Annotated in this window: 14 protein-coding genes and 1 pseudogene; 3 read left to right on the top strand and 12 right to left on the bottom strand. The window is 72.0% G+C overall.

Annotated elements, in window-relative coordinates:
• Nucleotides 1–15: 15 nt before the first annotated feature.
• From E6R18_RS33365 to E6R18_RS34340, 4 genes are all read right to left on the bottom strand, one after another.
• On the bottom strand, nucleotides 16–1,749 hold the full coding sequence (locus E6R18_RS33365; protein ID WP_136320612.1) for an LCP family protein: 1,734 nt from the start codon (nucleotides 1,747–1,749) through the stop codon (nucleotides 16–18).
• A gap of 19 nt (nucleotides 1,750–1,768) precedes the next feature.
• Complete coding sequence (nadD, locus tag E6R18_RS33360) at nucleotides 1,769–2,386, bottom strand: nicotinate-nucleotide adenylyltransferase (protein WP_136320611.1); 618 nt, start codon at nucleotides 2,384–2,386, stop codon at nucleotides 1,769–1,771.
• A gap of 38 nt (nucleotides 2,387–2,424) precedes the next feature.
• Nucleotides 2,425–2,586: a hypothetical protein gene (locus E6R18_RS34345; protein ID WP_168712509.1), complete on the bottom strand. Its 162-nt coding sequence runs from the start codon at nucleotides 2,584–2,586 to the stop codon at nucleotides 2,425–2,427.
• Nucleotides 2,587–2,669: 83 nt separating this feature from the next.
• On the bottom strand, nucleotides 2,670–2,822 hold the full coding sequence (locus E6R18_RS34340) for a hypothetical protein (RefSeq protein WP_168712508.1): 153 nt from the start codon (nucleotides 2,820–2,822) through the stop codon (nucleotides 2,670–2,672).
• 112 nt (nucleotides 2,823–2,934) lie between these two features.
• On the opposite strand from E6R18_RS34340, the gene E6R18_RS33355 reads away from it, so the two are divergent.
• On the top strand, nucleotides 2,935–4,047 hold the full coding sequence (locus E6R18_RS33355) for a M48 family metallopeptidase (RefSeq protein WP_136320610.1): 1,113 nt from the start codon (nucleotides 2,935–2,937) through the stop codon (nucleotides 4,045–4,047).
• Here E6R18_RS33355 and E6R18_RS33350 read toward each other — a convergent pair.
• The 5 genes from E6R18_RS33350 to proB form a co-directional block, all read right to left on the bottom strand.
• Entirely contained in the window at nucleotides 3,992–5,098 is a 1,107-nt protein-coding gene (locus E6R18_RS33350) for a hypothetical protein (RefSeq protein WP_136320609.1), read from the bottom strand. The two genes, E6R18_RS33355 and E6R18_RS33350, sit on opposite strands and share 56 nt — an antisense overlap.
• A gap of 135 nt (nucleotides 5,099–5,233) precedes the next feature.
• A complete protein-coding gene (locus E6R18_RS33345) occupies nucleotides 5,234–5,830 on the bottom strand; it encodes a hypothetical protein (RefSeq protein WP_136320608.1) in 597 nt (198 codons plus the stop codon).
• A gap of 63 nt (nucleotides 5,831–5,893) precedes the next feature.
• Nucleotides 5,894–7,177: a glutamate-5-semialdehyde dehydrogenase gene (locus E6R18_RS33340; RefSeq protein ID WP_136320607.1), complete on the bottom strand. Its 1,284-nt coding sequence runs from the start codon at nucleotides 7,175–7,177 to the stop codon at nucleotides 5,894–5,896.
• 81 nt (nucleotides 7,178–7,258) lie between these two features.
• Nucleotides 7,259–7,759 carry a hypothetical protein gene (locus E6R18_RS33335; protein ID WP_136320606.1) on the bottom strand — a complete coding sequence of 167 codons (501 nt, stop codon included), beginning with the start codon at nucleotides 7,757–7,759 and terminating at the stop codon, nucleotides 7,259–7,261.
• 141 nt (nucleotides 7,760–7,900) lie between these two features.
• Nucleotides 7,901–9,034, bottom strand: a complete 1,134-nt coding sequence (proB, locus tag E6R18_RS33330) for a glutamate 5-kinase (protein ID WP_136320605.1) — start codon at nucleotides 9,032–9,034, stop codon at nucleotides 7,901–7,903.
• A gap of 190 nt (nucleotides 9,035–9,224) precedes the next feature.
• Here proB and rfbC point away from each other — a divergent pair, with 190 nt between their 5' ends.
• Nucleotides 9,225–9,878, top strand: coding sequence for a dTDP-4-dehydrorhamnose 3,5-epimerase (gene rfbC, locus E6R18_RS33325; protein ID WP_136320604.1), 654 nt, complete (start codon nucleotides 9,225–9,227; stop codon nucleotides 9,876–9,878).
• On the opposite strand, the gene rfbD is transcribed toward rfbC, so the two are convergent.
• The 3 genes from rfbD to E6R18_RS33310 are packed head-to-tail and all read right to left on the bottom strand — an operon-like array spanning nucleotide 9,797 to nucleotide 12,818.
• A complete protein-coding gene (gene rfbD / locus E6R18_RS33320) occupies nucleotides 9,797–10,762 on the bottom strand; it encodes a dTDP-4-dehydrorhamnose reductase (protein WP_136320603.1) in 966 nt (321 codons plus the stop codon). The genes rfbC and rfbD overlap by 82 nt on opposite strands.
• Nucleotides 10,759–11,751 carry a dTDP-glucose 4,6-dehydratase gene (gene rfbB / locus E6R18_RS33315; RefSeq protein ID WP_136320602.1) on the bottom strand — a complete coding sequence of 331 codons (993 nt, stop codon included), beginning with the start codon at nucleotides 11,749–11,751 and terminating at the stop codon, nucleotides 10,759–10,761. Before rfbB ends, rfbD begins: the two co-directional genes overlap by 4 nt.
• Nucleotides 11,748–12,818 (bottom strand): glucose-1-phosphate thymidylyltransferase, encoded by a 1,071-nt coding sequence (locus tag E6R18_RS33310; protein WP_136320613.1) that lies wholly within the window; start codon nucleotides 12,816–12,818, stop codon nucleotides 11,748–11,750. The genes rfbB and E6R18_RS33310 overlap by 4 nt, the downstream gene beginning before the upstream one ends.
• A gap of 654 nt (nucleotides 12,819–13,472) precedes the next feature.
• On the opposite strand from E6R18_RS33310, the pseudogene E6R18_RS33305 reads away from it, so the two are divergent.
• A pseudogene (locus E6R18_RS33305) lies at nucleotides 13,473–13,828 on the top strand (hypothetical protein); the annotation flags it as partial.
• Nucleotides 13,829–13,854: the final 26 nt, after the last annotated feature.

Raw genomic sequence — 13,854 nt, 5'->3', positions numbered from 1 at the left:
GCCGCCCGCCCCCCGCTACTCGATCTTGTAGTCCTGGCCGAGGAGGACGGACACGTCCGCGTTTCCGGCGGGCTTGCCCTTCGTCACCGTGCTGGTCGGCAGTCCGAGGGTCTTGGCGACCTGGGTCGCCTTCTCCTTGTCCGCCGCCTGCGCGTAGACGACCTGCGAGGACGACGCCGCGTCGGCCTTCCCGCTGTTGACGAAGGCGAAACCACCGTTGATCAGCTTGCCCCGGGCGGACTCCGTACCGCCGGTGTCACCGGTGGCGTTCTTGATGCCGACCCGGACCACGCCGTCCGCGGACGGGGCCTTGACCGTGCCGCCCAGGATGTCCTTGACGACGCTCTCGGTGGCCGCGTCGGTGAGGGTGCCGTCGTCCTGGACCGGCAGCAGCGCCGTCTTGTAGTCGCCGATCTTGGCGTGCTCGGCGAGCTTCGCCAGCGAGGCCCCGAGGTCCTTCTCGGGCAGCGACGGGTCCAGGATCTGGGCCAGCGTCTGCACGGTGACCGTCGCGGCCTTCGGATCGGCGGACATCTTGCGCAGCACCCCGCGCATGACCTGCCCGAACCGCATCAGCTGCTTGGCCTCGGCCTCGCCGGGACCGCGGTACGTGGCGTACGCGACGGCCATCGGGCCGCTGAGGGTCTGTCCCTCGCCCTTCTTCACCAGGTCGCCCGCGCCCTTCTTGGCACCCGGGACATCGGTGTCGGTGTCGACCTCGATGTTGCCGACCAGGTCGACGAGGTTCTCCAGGTACGGGGTGTCGAGCCGCCAGGTCCCGCTGATCTCGGTGCCGAGCAGGGTGTCGAGGGCTTCCCGGGTGCCGGACGTGCCGTCGTCGTCCACCGACTTGCCGAGCGTGGTGGTGACCCCGTCCTCGTCGGAGACGGCGAGGGAGTTGGGGAGCAGGATGGTGGTGCCCTGCTTGGTGGTGACGTTGTCCACGAGCAGGGCGGTGGACGTGTCGCCGCCCTTGGTGTTGTGGAGGTGGACCACGATGACGTCCCGCCGCTGCGGGCCGGTCGTCGCGGTGTTCTCCTTCTCGCCGCCGGACATGCCGGGGAGCTTGCCCGCGGACCACAGGTAGCCGACACCGCCGACGACGGCCAGGACCGCGACGACGATCAGCGCGATGATCCGGTTGCGGCCCCGGCGGCGCGCCTCCTCGCGGCGCTCGCTGCGGCTCTCGGTGAACTTGAGCCAGTCGATGACGTCTTCGGAGTCCTCGTCGGGCTCCTCGATGAAGGAGAATTGCTCGGTGCGGTAGTCCTGCTCGCCGCGCCGCTGCCCGGGCACGGCCGCCTCGGGCGCCGGCTGCGGCTCGGGCTCATCGGGGGGCGCCGGAGCCGCGGGTGCGGGGGCGGGCGCCTGCTGCGGGATGCTCCACTGCTGGGTCGTGTCGACCGCGGCGGGCTGCTGCCCTGTGTCGTAGCCGTACGCGTCGTAGCCGTAGCCCTGCTGCGGGGCCTGGTGCTGCTGGGGCGCGTACGGGTCGTACTGCTGCGGCGGGGCGGGGGGCTGCTGCTGGGCGTACGGGTCGTAGCCGTACCCCTGCCCGCCGCCCTGCGGTGCCTGCTGCGGGGGCTGTTGGTGCTGCTGGTCCTGGTGCTGCGGCTGGTTCTGCTGCTGCGCGTACGGGTCGTACTGCTGCTGACCCGGCTGCTGGTACACCGGCTGCCCGTACTCGTCGTAGCCGATGATCTGCGGCTGCTGGTAGTACGGGTCGTACGGGTTCTGTCGGTCGTTCACCGGTGCCCCTTTCCGTGGCTCACTCGCCGCGGTACAGCTGGCGCTTGTCGATGTAGCGGACCACACCGTCCGGCACGAGGTACCAGACCGGCTCCCCCTGGGCGACCCTCGCGCGGCAGTCCGTCGAGGAGATCGCCAGCGCGGGCACCTCCACCAGGGAGACGCCTCCCTTCGGCAGCCCGTCGTCCGTGAGCACATGGCCCGGCCGCGTCACACCGATGAAGTGGGACAGCGAGAACAGTTCGTCGGCGTCGCGCCAGGTGAGGATCTGGGCGAGCGCGTCCGCGCCGGTGATGAAGAAGAGGTCCGCCTCGTCGTGGACCGCGCGCAGGTCCCGCAGGGTGTCGATCGTGTACGTGGGGCCCTTGCGGTCGATGTCGCTCCGGCTGACCGAGAACTGGGGGTTGGACGCCGTCGCGATGACCGTCATCAGATAGCGGTCCTCCGCCGGGGAGACGTGCTTGTGGCTCTTCTGCCACGGCTGCCCGGTCGGTACGAAGATCACCTCGTCGAGGTGGAACTGGGCGGCCACTTCACTGGCCGCCACCAGGTGTCCATGATGGATCGGGTCAAACGTCCCGCCCATCACGCCGAGTCGGCGCTTTCCGCGGCCGGTAGGCACTTCCTGCTCTCCCATGCGTGCAGAGCCTACTGGCACAGCTGTACGCCTCGGCCTCAGCGGTCGCGGTTGAAGCGCGTGGTGATCCACAGAAGGAGGAGAAGCACGACAAGGGCACCGCCACCGGTGAGGTAGGGGCTGAGGCTTTCGTGGTTGCCACCGTGCTCGCCCTCGGCGGCGACGGTGACCAGCTGGTGTGCGGTGCTCGTGAGGCTCATCTTCGGCAGGACCTATCGATCGGGAGTCGGGGGAAGACGTCGCGGACATCGTATGCGGGTGCCCCGGGCACGCTCACGCCGACTCAGTCGTTGTTGTCGTCGTTGCGGTATCCGCGCAGCAGGAACCAGGCCAGCAGGGCGGCTCCCAGGAGGGAGACGATCAGCACGATGCGGATCGTGTTGCCCGGTCCCTGCTCCTCGGAAGCGGCGGCGAGCAGAGCAACGGTGTGCGGCATGTCGGGCGTCTCCTCAGTTATCCACAGCCCCCCGCACACCGTAGCCCCAGCACCTAGGCTGGGCGGCGTCAGGGGGCGAGCGACGTCTCGTACGAACACAGGGGGCCCATCCATGACCGACAGCAGCCACGAGAACCACGACCGCGTGCCGAGCAGGCAGCGCAAGCGTTTCCCGGGGATCTCCTCCCGGGCCTACGAGCACCCCGCGGACCGCTCGGCCCTGGTCGCCCTGCGCAGGCTGAGCGGCTTCGACACCGTCTTCAAGGCTCTGAGCGGACTGCTGCCGGAGCGCAGCCTGCGACTTCTCTTCCTGTCGGACTCCGTCCGGGTGAGCGACGCCCAGTTCGCGCATCTCAACGACATGCTGCGCGACGCCTGTTACATCCTGGACCTGGAGAAGGTCCCGCCGATGTACGTCAACCAGGACCCGCGGCCCAACGCCATGTGCATCGGGCTCGACGAGCCGATCATCGTGGTGACCACGGGCCTGGTGGAGCTGCTCGACGAGGAGGAGATGCGGGCGGTCGTCGGCCACGAGGTCGGACACGCCCTCTCCGGCCACGCCGTGTACCGCACGATCCTGCTCTTCCTCACCAGCCTGGCGCTCAAGGTCGCGTGGATCCCCCTGGGGAACGTCGCGATCATGGCGATCGTGACGGCGCTGCGCGAGTGGTTCCGCAAGTCGGAGCTGTCGGCGGACCGGGCCGGGCTGCTGGTCGGCCAGGACGCGCAGGCGTCGATGCGCGGCCTGATGAAGATCGCCGGCGGCAACCACCTCCACGAGATGAACGTGGACGCCTTCCTCGCCCAGGCCGACGAGTACGAGAAGTCCGGCGATCTGCGCGACTCCGTCCTCAAGATCCTCAACGTGCTGCCGCGCTCGCACCCGTTCACCACGGTCCGCGCGGCCGAGCTGAAGAAGTGGTCCGAGACCCGCGACTACCAGCGGATCATGGACGGCCACTACCCCCGGCGCGACGAGGACAAGGACACCTCGGTGACGGACTCGTTCAAGGAGTCCGCCTCGCATTACGCCGATTCGGTGCGCAACAGCAAGGACCCGCTGATGAAGCTGGTCGGCGACATAGCCGGAGGCGCCGGGGACCTGGGCGGCAAGCTGCGGGACAAGTTCACCGGCGGAGGCGGGGGCGGCGGCGCCAAGGGCGGTCCTACGGGGACGGAGGGCCCGGAGGATCCGCAGGGGTCCGGGACGGCGGGGAGCTGACCTCCAGCGTCCCGCAGAGCGCGGCGACGGGCCGGCCCGTGGCGTACGGGTCGGTGCCGGCCGGGCCCCGGGACACCGCCCGCTCGCCCGCCAGCAGGGGGCGCAGCGCGGCCGAGGTGTCGGCCGGGCAGGATTGCGGTCCCGCCTGGAGGTAGCTGGTCAGCACCTCCAGGCGGTGCAGCCGCAGGTCCTCCCGGTCGAACCGGAAGCGCATCTCCCGCCGCACGGTGAACAGCGAGGCGCCGTTTTCCCGCCGGGGTCCGGAGGCGGCGGGGCGCAGCGCGTAGGTGAAGGTGTGGTCCGACACCACTTCCAGGGCGTCGGACCCCGTCTGGACGTACCGCAGGGTGCCCCGGACCCGGATCTCGGGGTCCGGGGTGACCCGGGCCGGGTCGAAGCGGACGAGCCAGCCGGTCGCGGCGTGCTGCCCGTCGTCGTGGGGCTCGGAAACGCTGCGGTCGAACTGCTCCGTCTGGTCGGGGTCGAGCAGTGACTCCACGGGACGCACCGAGTTCCCGCTGAGCACGTCGGGGTCGAGCGAGGAGGCGACCAGGTAGTCCTTGACGGTGGCCAGGGCGGTGGACACCTGGCTCTCGGAGAAGTCGGTGGTGCCCCGGGCGGCCGGGGGGTTGATGCCGTCCTTGCCCTTGGGGTATCCGGCGGCGGGGCTGCTCGCGAAGAGGGCGGCCGGGGTGCCCGCGGGGACGGCGCCTAGCGGGGCGAGGGGGACGACGGTCATCCGCAGCGGTTCGGCCCGCCGGCCGGACACGCTCTCGTAGGGGTGGCGCAGGCCCATGAAGACGGCCGTCCCGAAGGCCATGGCGATCAGGACCATCAGGGCGAGCGCGACCCGGGAGCCGTGGCGGAAGGCCCGCCCGTGCAGGCTGCGGACGGCGCGGGCGTGCTCGCCCATGCGTTCCTGGGCGGAGAATTCCTGCAGGCGGGCGGCGCGCACGAAGGACTCGTCGAACACGAGCGAGCCGTATTCGTCGTCCTGACCGCTCGCGCCGTTCTCCGCCGGGCCATCGGGTGGGTCTCCGCGGTGTGCCATGACTTCTCCCGACTCCGTGAGAAGTCCCCTCTTCGAGCACATGAGGGGTCATACATTCAGGGTGGGTCGATCACGACGACCGTAAACGCGGTGACGGCCGGGAACCACCGGAGAGTTTCGCCGGGGCGGCGGGGATCAGGGGGTGCGCGGGACGGCGGAGACCATCGGGCGCGGGTAGCCGTGCGCCTCGGACGGGGCGGAGGTGGGGCCGGGGGCGCTGTCCACGCCGGTGGTGGCCGGCGGCGGGGCGGGGTCCTGCCGGCCGCCCGAGGTGTTGCGGTAGACGGCGCTGAAGGCCAGGGCGACCATGCCGACGCCCATCAGGACGGCGAGCAGCCAGGCGACCGGCCGGTGCCAGCGGGCCGCACCCCGGTAGGGGCGCAGAGCCCCGCCGTGACGCCCGTAGGGCCCGTTGTCGTAGGCGCCGTCCTCGTCCCCGTCGAACCGGTCGTCGTAGCCGTGCGGGCCGCCGTAGCCGCCGGGCCCGTAGCCGTCGTCGTACAGCTCGTCGTCCAGGGGGCCGCCGCGGGCGCCCGCGCGCCGGGCATCGGCCTCGGCGCGCGCCTCGGCCGCCGCCAACAACCGCTCGACGGCGGTCGGTTCGTGGAACGCGGCGGCCCGTACGAAGTCCTCGTCGAACACCACGGAGGCGAAGTCCTCGTCCGCGCCCCCGCGGTCGTCGTCGGGCTCCCGGCCGTTCGCAAACGGCCTGCCCCCCACGTCGTCCGGCACGGTTTCAGACTAGCCCCGGCGGCCCGCTTTGGGCAGGGAGACGGCGGATTCGCGCCTCCCGAATCACCTCACGTGGCCGTCGCCGGTCACGATGTACTTCGTGGAGGTCAGCTCCGGCAGCCCCATCGGGCCCCTGGCGTGCAGTTTCTGGGTGGAGATGCCGATCTCGGCGCCGAAACCGAACTGGCCTCCGTCGGTGAACCGCGTCGAGGCGTTGACGGCCACCGTGGTCGAATCCACCAACTGGGTGAAGCGGCGGGCCGCGGCCTGCGAGGTGGTCACGATCGCCTCGGTGTGCCCGGAGGACCAGAGCCGGATGTGCGCCACGGCCGCGTCCAGCGACTCCACGACGGCCGCCGCGATGTCGTACGAGAGGTATTCGGTCTCCCAGTCCTCCGCCGTCGCCGCCACCACGGTGGCCTTGGAGCCCTCGGCGTACTCCAGCACCCGCTCGTCGCCGTGCACGGTCACGCCGGCCTCGGCCAGGGCGTCCAGGGCGCGCGGCAGGAAGGCGTCGGCGATGTCCTTGTGGACGAGGAGGGTCTCGGCGGCGTTGCAGACGCTGGGGCGCTGGGCCTTGGAGTTGACCAGGATCTCGACGGCCATGTCGAGGTCGGTCCGCGCGTCCACGTACACGTGGCAGTTGCCGGTGCCGGTCTCGATGACGGGGACGGTGGACTCCTCGACCACCGTGCGGATCAGCGAGGCACCGCCGCGCGGGATGAGGACGTCGACCAGGCCCCGCGCGCGCATGAGCTCGCGCACCGAGTCGCGGTTCTCGCCCGGCACCAGCTGCACCGCGTCGGCCGGAAGCCCGGAGCCGCCCACCGCGTCGCGCAGCACCCGCACCAGCGCGGTGTTCGAGGCGAAGGCGGAGGACGAGCCGCGCAGCAGGACGGCGTTGCCCGACTTCAGGCAGAGGGCCGCGGCGTCCACCGTCACGTTGGGCCGGGCCTCGTAGATGATCCCGACCACGCCGAGCGGCACCCGGACCTGGCGCAGGTCGATGCCGTTGGGCAGGGTCGAGCCGCGCACGACCTCGCCGACCGGGTCGGGCAGCGCGGCGACGTCCCGTACGTCGGCGGCGATGGCGCGGATGCGCTCGGGGGTGAGGGTCAGCCGGTCGACGACCGACTCGCTGGTCCCCGCCTCGCGGGCGCGCGCCACGTCCTCGGCGTTGGCCTGGAGGATGTCGCTCGTCCGCACTTCGAGCGCGTCCGCGATCGCCAGCAGCGCGTCGTCCTTCGCCGCGCGCGGAAGTGGCGCGATGTCGGCGGCTGCGGAGCGGGCCCGGTAGGCGGCCTGGGCCACCGGAGACATGTTGTCGTACGGCGAAAGCGTGGTCATGCCCGCAGAGTAGTGCGCACGCTGCGGGCATTCCTCACGTATCCCGTGATGCGAGACGGCCGTCCCGTAACGGCCGCCGGCTCAGTACGGGTGGACGCCGACCGGGGCGGCCGGAGGCGGTCCGTAGCCCTCGGCGACGCGCTGGTGGTAGGTCTCGCGGTCGATGACTTCGAGGCCGACGATCACCCAGGGCGGCAGGCCGGCGCTTGAGCGGTGCTCGCCCCACAGCCGCAGGGCCACCGCCGCCGCGTCGTGCAGGTCGCGGGCCTCCTCCCAGTAGCGGATCTCCGCGTGGTCGTTGGCATAGCGGCTGGTCAGCAGGAACGGGTGGTCGTGCGCGAGCTGTTCGAGGCCGCGTCTGACCTCCTTCAGCGGGAACTCGGTCCCGGAGACGCAGAGCGTGACGTGCCACAGCTTCGACTGGGTGTGGTCCTGGCCGGCCGGTGTCGGCTCCGGCCGGGCGGTGCGCTCGTCCCTCCGGTCCGCGGGCCCGCTCCCGTCGAAACCGGCACCCGCTCCCACGCTGGTCAGGGTGCGGCCACCCGATCCTCGGGGCGGCGCCCCCGGGCGCGCTCGTCTCACCGGCGGCCTCCTGTGATGTGTTGCTTTGCTGTACCCCGCAGTTTCCCTGCTACAAAGTGGACCAGTCCGCGGCCCGGCGTGGGGCGGTTTTCGTGAAGGTCTCTGTCCGATGGCTGGACTTTCAGCCGTTTCAGGGGTCCGTCAGCCGTGCAGGACGACGAGATCGTCCCTGTGTACGACCTCGCGCTCGTAGGCGGGGCCGAGGTCCCGGGCGAGGTCGCGGGTGGAGCGGCCGAGGAGCTGCGGGATCTCCTTGGCGTCGAAGTTGACGAGTCCGCGGGCCACCGCCCGGCCCCGCAGGTCCCGCAGCTCCACCGGCTCACCCGCGGTGAACTCCCCCTCGACCGCCGCGATCCCGGCCGGCAGCAGCGAGCTGTGGCGCTCCACGACCGCCGCCACGGCGCCGTCGTCCAGGGTGAGCGAGCCCTGCGGGGTGGAGGCGTGGGCGAGCCACAGCAGCCGGCCGGCCGAGCGGCGGCCGGTGCGGTGGAAGTAGGTGCCGGTGTCGCGGCCGGCCAGGGCGTCGGCGGCGTGGCTCGCGGAGGTGAGGACGACCGGGATGCCGGCGGCCGTGGCGATCCGGGCGGCCTCCACCTTGGTGACCATGCCGCCGGTGCCGACGCCCGCCTTGCCGGCGCTGCCGATGCTGACGCCGGCCAGGTCGGCGGGGCCGGTGACCTGGGCGATGCGGGTGGTGCCGGGGATGCTGGGGTCGCCGTCGTAGAGGCCGTCCACGTCGGAGAGCAGGACCAGCAGGTCGGCGCGGACGAGGTGGGCGACGAGCGCGGCGAGCCGGTCGTTGTCGCCGAAGCGGATCTCGTCGGTGGCGACGGTGTCGTTCTCGTTGACGACGGGCAGCGCGCCCATGTCCAGGAGCTGGTCCAGGGTGCGGTAGGCATTGCGGTAGTGGGCGCGGCGGCTGGTGTCGTTGCTGGTGAGCAGGACCTGGCCGACGCGGACGCCGTAGCGGGCGAAGGAGGCGGTGTAGCGGGCGACGAGCAGTCCCTGGCCGACGCTGGCGGCGGCCTGCTGGCGGGCCAGGTCCTTGGGCCTGCGGTGCAGGCCGAGCGGGGCGAGCCCGGCGGCGATGGCGCCGCTGGAGACGAGGACGACCTCCCGCTCGCCGCCGTCGCGGACCTTGGCGAGTACGTCGACGAGCGCGTCGACCCGGTCGGCGTCGAGGCCGCCGGCTGCGGTGGTGAGGGAGGAGGAACCGACCTTGACCACGATCCTGCGGGCTTCCGTGACGCCCTGCCTTGCCCCTGACACCCGCATCCCCCAAGGTTCGCTCGCTGGATTCCGCAATCTACGCGAGAGCGGAAAACGGCGCCTTCGCATTCCGCACCGTGGACCCCGTTTCGCCCCTCTTCGCCCCGTTCCGTGTCTGTTCGCCCCTGCGGCTCGTTGCAGATGAGGTACCGGTGCCGTCTGGTGGTCCGGCGGATTGGGAAGAGGATGTGATCGCATGCGCCGGCTCTCCGTTCCCGGGGCCTGGGTGCACGAGCCCCGGGTCATCCCGGACGGCCGAGGCAGCTTCCACGAGTGGTTCAGGGCGGCGGACCTCGGCGCGGCGGCCGGGCACACGCTGGGGCTCGCGCAGGCCAACTTCTCCCGTTCCCGCCGGGGCACGCTGCGCGGGGTCCACTTCGCGGACGTGCCGCCGGGCCAGGCGAAGTACGTGAAGTGCGTGCGGGGCGCGGTGCTCGACGTGATCGTGGACGTGCGGACCGGCTCGCCCACGTACAAGCGGTGGGAGGGCGTGCGGCTCGACGACACCGATCACCGGGCGGTCTACCTCGCCGAGGGCCTTGGCCACGCCTTCCTGGCGCTGACCGACGACGCGTGCGTCCTCTACCTCTGCTCCGAGGGCTACGCGCCCGAGCGCGAGCACGGCATCGACCCGCTCGACCCGGACCTGGGCATCGAGTGGCCCGGGGACATCGCGCCGCTGCTGTCCCCGAAGGACGCCTCGGCCCCGTCACTCGCCGAGGCCGAGGAGCGGGGCCTGCTGCCCTCGTACGCCGCCTGCGAGGCGTACTACGCGCGGCTGCGGACGGGCGGTGCGGCGGTGCCGGGGGGCAGGGCCGGTGAGCCGTCGCTCAGTCCGTCGGTGCGCTGAGCGGGGCGTTCGGCGGCGAGCAGCGCGGGGAACGCCTCGCCGAGGGCCGTGCGCCAGTCGCGGAGCGGGGCGATCCCGGCGGCCGTGAACCGGTCGTGCGCGAGGACGCTGAAGGCCGGCCGGGGAGCCGGGCGGGCGAAGGCGGCGCTGCTGGTGGGGCGGACGCGGTCCGGGTCGGCGCCCAGCAGCCGGAAGACCTCCCTGGCCAGGCCGTACCAGGTCGTCCCGCCGCCGCTGGTGCCGTGGTAGACGCCCGCCGGTGCGGTGCCGCCGAGCGCGGCCCGGCCGAGGCGGACCAGCTGGGCGGCGAGGTCGACGGTCCAGGTGGGCTGGCCGCGCTGGTCGTCCACCACGTCGAGGGTGTCCTTGACGCCCTCCAGTTTGATCATCGTACGGACGAAGTTGGCGCCCCCGGCGCCGTACAGCCAGGCGGTGCGCACGACGTGGCCGGTGTCGGGCAGGGTCTCCAGGACGGCGCGTTCGCCGGCCAGTTTGGTGCGTCCGTAGGCGCTGCGCGGGGCGGTCGGGGCGTCCTCCGCGTACGGCAGGACGGCGTCCCCGGCGAACACGTAGTCGGTGGAGACGTGCAGCAGGACGCTGCCGTGCTCGCGGCATGCCTCGGCGAGGACGGCGGGTCCGGTGCCGTTGACCCGCAGCGCGGCCTCCTCCCGGCTCTCGGCGTCGTCGACGGCGGTCCAGGCGGCGCAGTTGACGACGACGGCGGGCCGGTGGGCGCCGAACGCCGCGCGGACGCGGGCCGGGTCGGCGATGTCCAGGGCCGCCCGGTCGGCGGCGACGACGGCGGCGTCCTCGCGGGCGAGCGCGGCCGTCAGGTCCCGGCCGAGCATGCCGCCGGCCCCGGTGACCAGCCAGCGGGGGCTCACAGGGCGGCCCTCTCCTTGAGCGGCTCCCACCAGGACCGGTTCTCGCGGTACCAGCGGACGGTCTCGGCGAGGCCGGTGCGGAAGTCCTTGCGGGGCGCGTAGCCCAGCTCCTCGCGGATCTTGGAGCAGTCCACGGAGTAGCGCCGGTCATGGCCCTTGCGGTCCTCGACGTGGGTCACGTCGGTGTCCCAGTCGGCGTCGCACGCCTCCAGGAGCAGCCGGGTGAGCTCCTTGTTGGAGAGTTCGGTGCCGCCGCCGATGTTGTAGACCTCGCCGGGGCGGCCCTTGGTGCGGACGAGTTCGATGCCCTGGACGTGGTCGTCGATGTGCAGCCAGTCGCGTACATGGGCGCCGTCGCCGTAGAGCGGGACGGGGCGGCCCTCCAGGAGGTTGGTGACGAAGAGCGGGATGACCTTTTCGGGGAAGTGGTGGTGGCCGTAGTTGTTGGAGCAGCGGGTCACCCGCACGTCGAGGCCGTGGGTGCGGTGGTAGGCCAGGGCGATGAGGTCGCTGGAGGCTTTGGACGCGGAGTACGGGGAGTTGGGCGCGAGGGGTTCGTCCTCGGCCCAGGAGCCCTCGTCGATGGAGCCGTAGACCTCGTCGGTGGAGACGTGGACGAAGGTGCCGATCCCCGCGTCGTGTGCGGCGTGGACCAGGGTGTGGGTGCCGACGACGTTCGTACGGACGAAGGCCGCGCCGCCGTCGATGGAGCGGTCCACGTGGGACTCGGCGGCGAAGTGCACCACCTGGTCGTGGCGGGCCGTCAGGCGCGCGGCCAGGTCCGCGTCGCAGATGTCGCCGTGCACGAAGGCGAAGCCGGGGTGGCCGCGGACCTCGTCCAGGTTGGCCGGGTTGCCGGCGTAGGTGAGCTTGTCGAGGACGGTGACGGTGACGTCGCCGGGGCCGTCCGGGCCCAGCAGCGTACGGACGTAGTGCGAGCCGATGAAGCCGGCGCCGCCGGTGACGAGGATGCGCGTGTGGTCGCTCATGAGGAGATCTGCACCTTGCTGTGGTCGCCGAGGACGAGGCGGTGGGCGGACGGGCTGCGGGGCGCGGGCGTCACCTCGACGTCATGGCCGATCAGCGATGCCTCCACGCGCCGCACCCCGTCGATCGAGGCGCCCCGCAGCACGATGGAGTACTCGATCTCGCTGTCCTCGATCCGGCAGTTCTGCGAGATGGAGGTGAACGGGCCGACGTAGGCGTCGCTGATGACCGAGCCGGTCCCGATGACGGCGGGCCCGACGATCCGGCTGCGGGTGACCCGGGCGCCCGGTTCGATCAGCACCCGGCCGATGATCTCGCTCTCGCCGTCGACGTGGGCGCCCTCGGTGCACGGCTCGACGCTCTCCAGCACGGTCCGGTTGACCTCCAGCATGTCGGTGACGTTGCCGGTGTCCTTCCAGTAGCCCCGGATCGTGGTGGACCGCACGTCGCGCTGGTGGTCGATGAGCCACTGGATGGCGTGGGTGATCTCCAGCTCGCCGCGCCAGGACGGCCGGATGGAGCGGACGGCCTCGTGGACGGCCGGGGTGAAGAGGTAGACGCCGACGAGCGCGAGGTCGCTCTTGGGGTACTCGGGCTTCTCCTCCAGGGCCACCACCCTGCCGTCCCCGTCCAGCTCCGCGACGCCGAAGGAGGTCGGGTCCGGCACCCGGGTCAGCAGGATCTGGGCGTCGGGCCGGTCCGCGCGGAACTCCTCGACCAGGCCGGCGATCCCGCCGACGATGAAGTTGTCGCCCAGGTACATGACGAAGTCGTCGTCGCCCAGGAAGCGGTGGGCGACCAGGACCGCGTGGGCGAGGCCGAGGGGTTCGGACTGCCGGATGTAGGTGACGTCGATGCCGAAGCGCGAACCGTCGCCGACCGCCGCGCGGATCTCCTCCTCGGTGTCGCCCACGATGATGCCGACCTCGGTGATACCGGCTTCCGCGATGGCCTCCAGGCCGTAGAACAGCACCGGTTTGTTCGCCACCGGGACCAGCTGTTTGGCCGAGGTGTGGGTGATGGGACGGAGCCGGGTGCCTGCCCCACCGGAAAGTACGAGAGCCTTCACAGTTTCTGCCCCCACGATGAGATGTGGCCGATGAGACGGCGGTCCTGTCGCAGCTGCGACCTATCGGCCGACCTTACTGAGATTCGCCGCCCCATCCGTGACAAAACGGCATCCGCCCACCTATTGCCGACACATCCGGAGGAAACGTTGCGGTCTGCCGTAACCGATCGGCCATTTTCGCACCCCCTCGCACTCCTCTCGCGCCCCCGGCCACGACCGCACGCGTGCATGGACATGGCAGATGGTTGTGCCCGGGCGCCTGTTTCTCACCAAGCTTTCAGGCTCGTCTCATCAGCGGATCGGCTGATTTCCCTACGGTGACTTCCGAACCCCCGCTCGTCCGGGCGCTCCGGCCGGAAGCCGCCGCCCCCACGGCGCACACGAGAGCCTGAGCTCTTTTGGAGTCCCACCCGCGCCACCACTTCCCCCTCCCCTGCGGTCCGCCGCGAAGACCCTCCCCCTCGGCCTCCTGGCGGTCGCCCTCACCGTCCAGGCAGCGGCGGCCGTCGTCCCCCGACTCCCCCTGCTGATCGTGGCGACCGCGGCCGTCCTGTGCGCCGAAGCCGCCCTGCACCGATGGCTGCCGGGCCAGGTCGCGCTGCTCGCCAAGGTCCGCGCGGACACCATGACCCGCCGGCTGACCTGCGACTTCCTGCCGGCGAGAAGCCGTACGCCGTGGCGAACACCAGCGGCCTGTCCGACGCGGTGTTCCGGGAGACCTTCCCGACGGTCTCGGCGGCGACCGTCCTCACCCCGGACGCGGCGGGCGCCCCCGCCCTCCTCGCGTCGGTGCGCGACCCCGGCGGCGACGGGCTCGCCCCGGCCCGGGCGGCCCTCAAGCTCCGGCTCCTCGGCCCGTCCGGCCCGCCGTCCGTGATCCGGTTCGGCGACGCGGTACGGGGCCTGTGCCGGGCCGCGGACGCGCACCGGCTGCGGACGGCGGATCGCTGCTCCCCGGCATCCCGGCCCAGCGCCGCGCGGAGGCGGCGAAACCGGCGCGCGAGCCCTGAGGGACCGGGAGGGACGCGCAGGGGCC

The sequence above is a fragment of the Streptomyces sp. A1277 genome, assembly GCF_004795015.1.
Classification (GTDB): domain Bacteria; phylum Actinomycetota; class Actinomycetes; order Streptomycetales; family Streptomycetaceae; genus Streptomyces.
The sequence above is the reverse complement of the archived record's forward strand: the minus strand, read 5'-3'. Positions and strand labels throughout refer to the sequence as shown.

Excerpts from the sequence above, each read along its gene's own strand:
- E6R18_RS33350 (WP_136320609.1), bottom strand. The coding sequence starts at position 5,098 with ATGGCACACCGCGGAGACCCACCCGATGGCCCGGCGGAGAACGGCGCG.
- rfbC (WP_136320604.1), top strand. The coding sequence starts at position 9,225 with ATGCGCCGGCTCTCCGTTCCCGGGGCCTGGGTGCACGAGCCCCGGGTC.
- E6R18_RS34340 (WP_168712508.1), bottom strand. The coding sequence starts at position 2,822 with ATGCCGCACACCGTTGCTCTGCTCGCCGCCGCTTCCGAGGAGCAGGGA.
- nadD (WP_136320611.1), bottom strand. The coding sequence starts at position 2,386 with ATGGGAGAGCAGGAAGTGCCTACCGGCCGCGGAAAGCGCCGACTCGGC.
- E6R18_RS33340 (WP_136320607.1), bottom strand. The coding sequence starts at position 7,177 with ATGACCACGCTTTCGCCGTACGACAACATGTCTCCGGTGGCCCAGGCC.
- proB (WP_136320605.1), bottom strand. The coding sequence starts at position 9,034 with ATGCGGGTGTCAGGGGCAAGGCAGGGCGTCACGGAAGCCCGCAGGATC.
- rfbB (WP_136320602.1), bottom strand. The coding sequence starts at position 11,751 with ATGAGCGACCACACGCGCATCCTCGTCACCGGCGGCGCCGGCTTCATC.
- E6R18_RS33355 (WP_136320610.1), top strand. The coding sequence starts at position 2,935 with ATGACCGACAGCAGCCACGAGAACCACGACCGCGTGCCGAGCAGGCAG.
- E6R18_RS34345 (WP_168712509.1), bottom strand. The coding sequence starts at position 2,586 with ATGAGCCTCACGAGCACCGCACACCAGCTGGTCACCGTCGCCGCCGAG.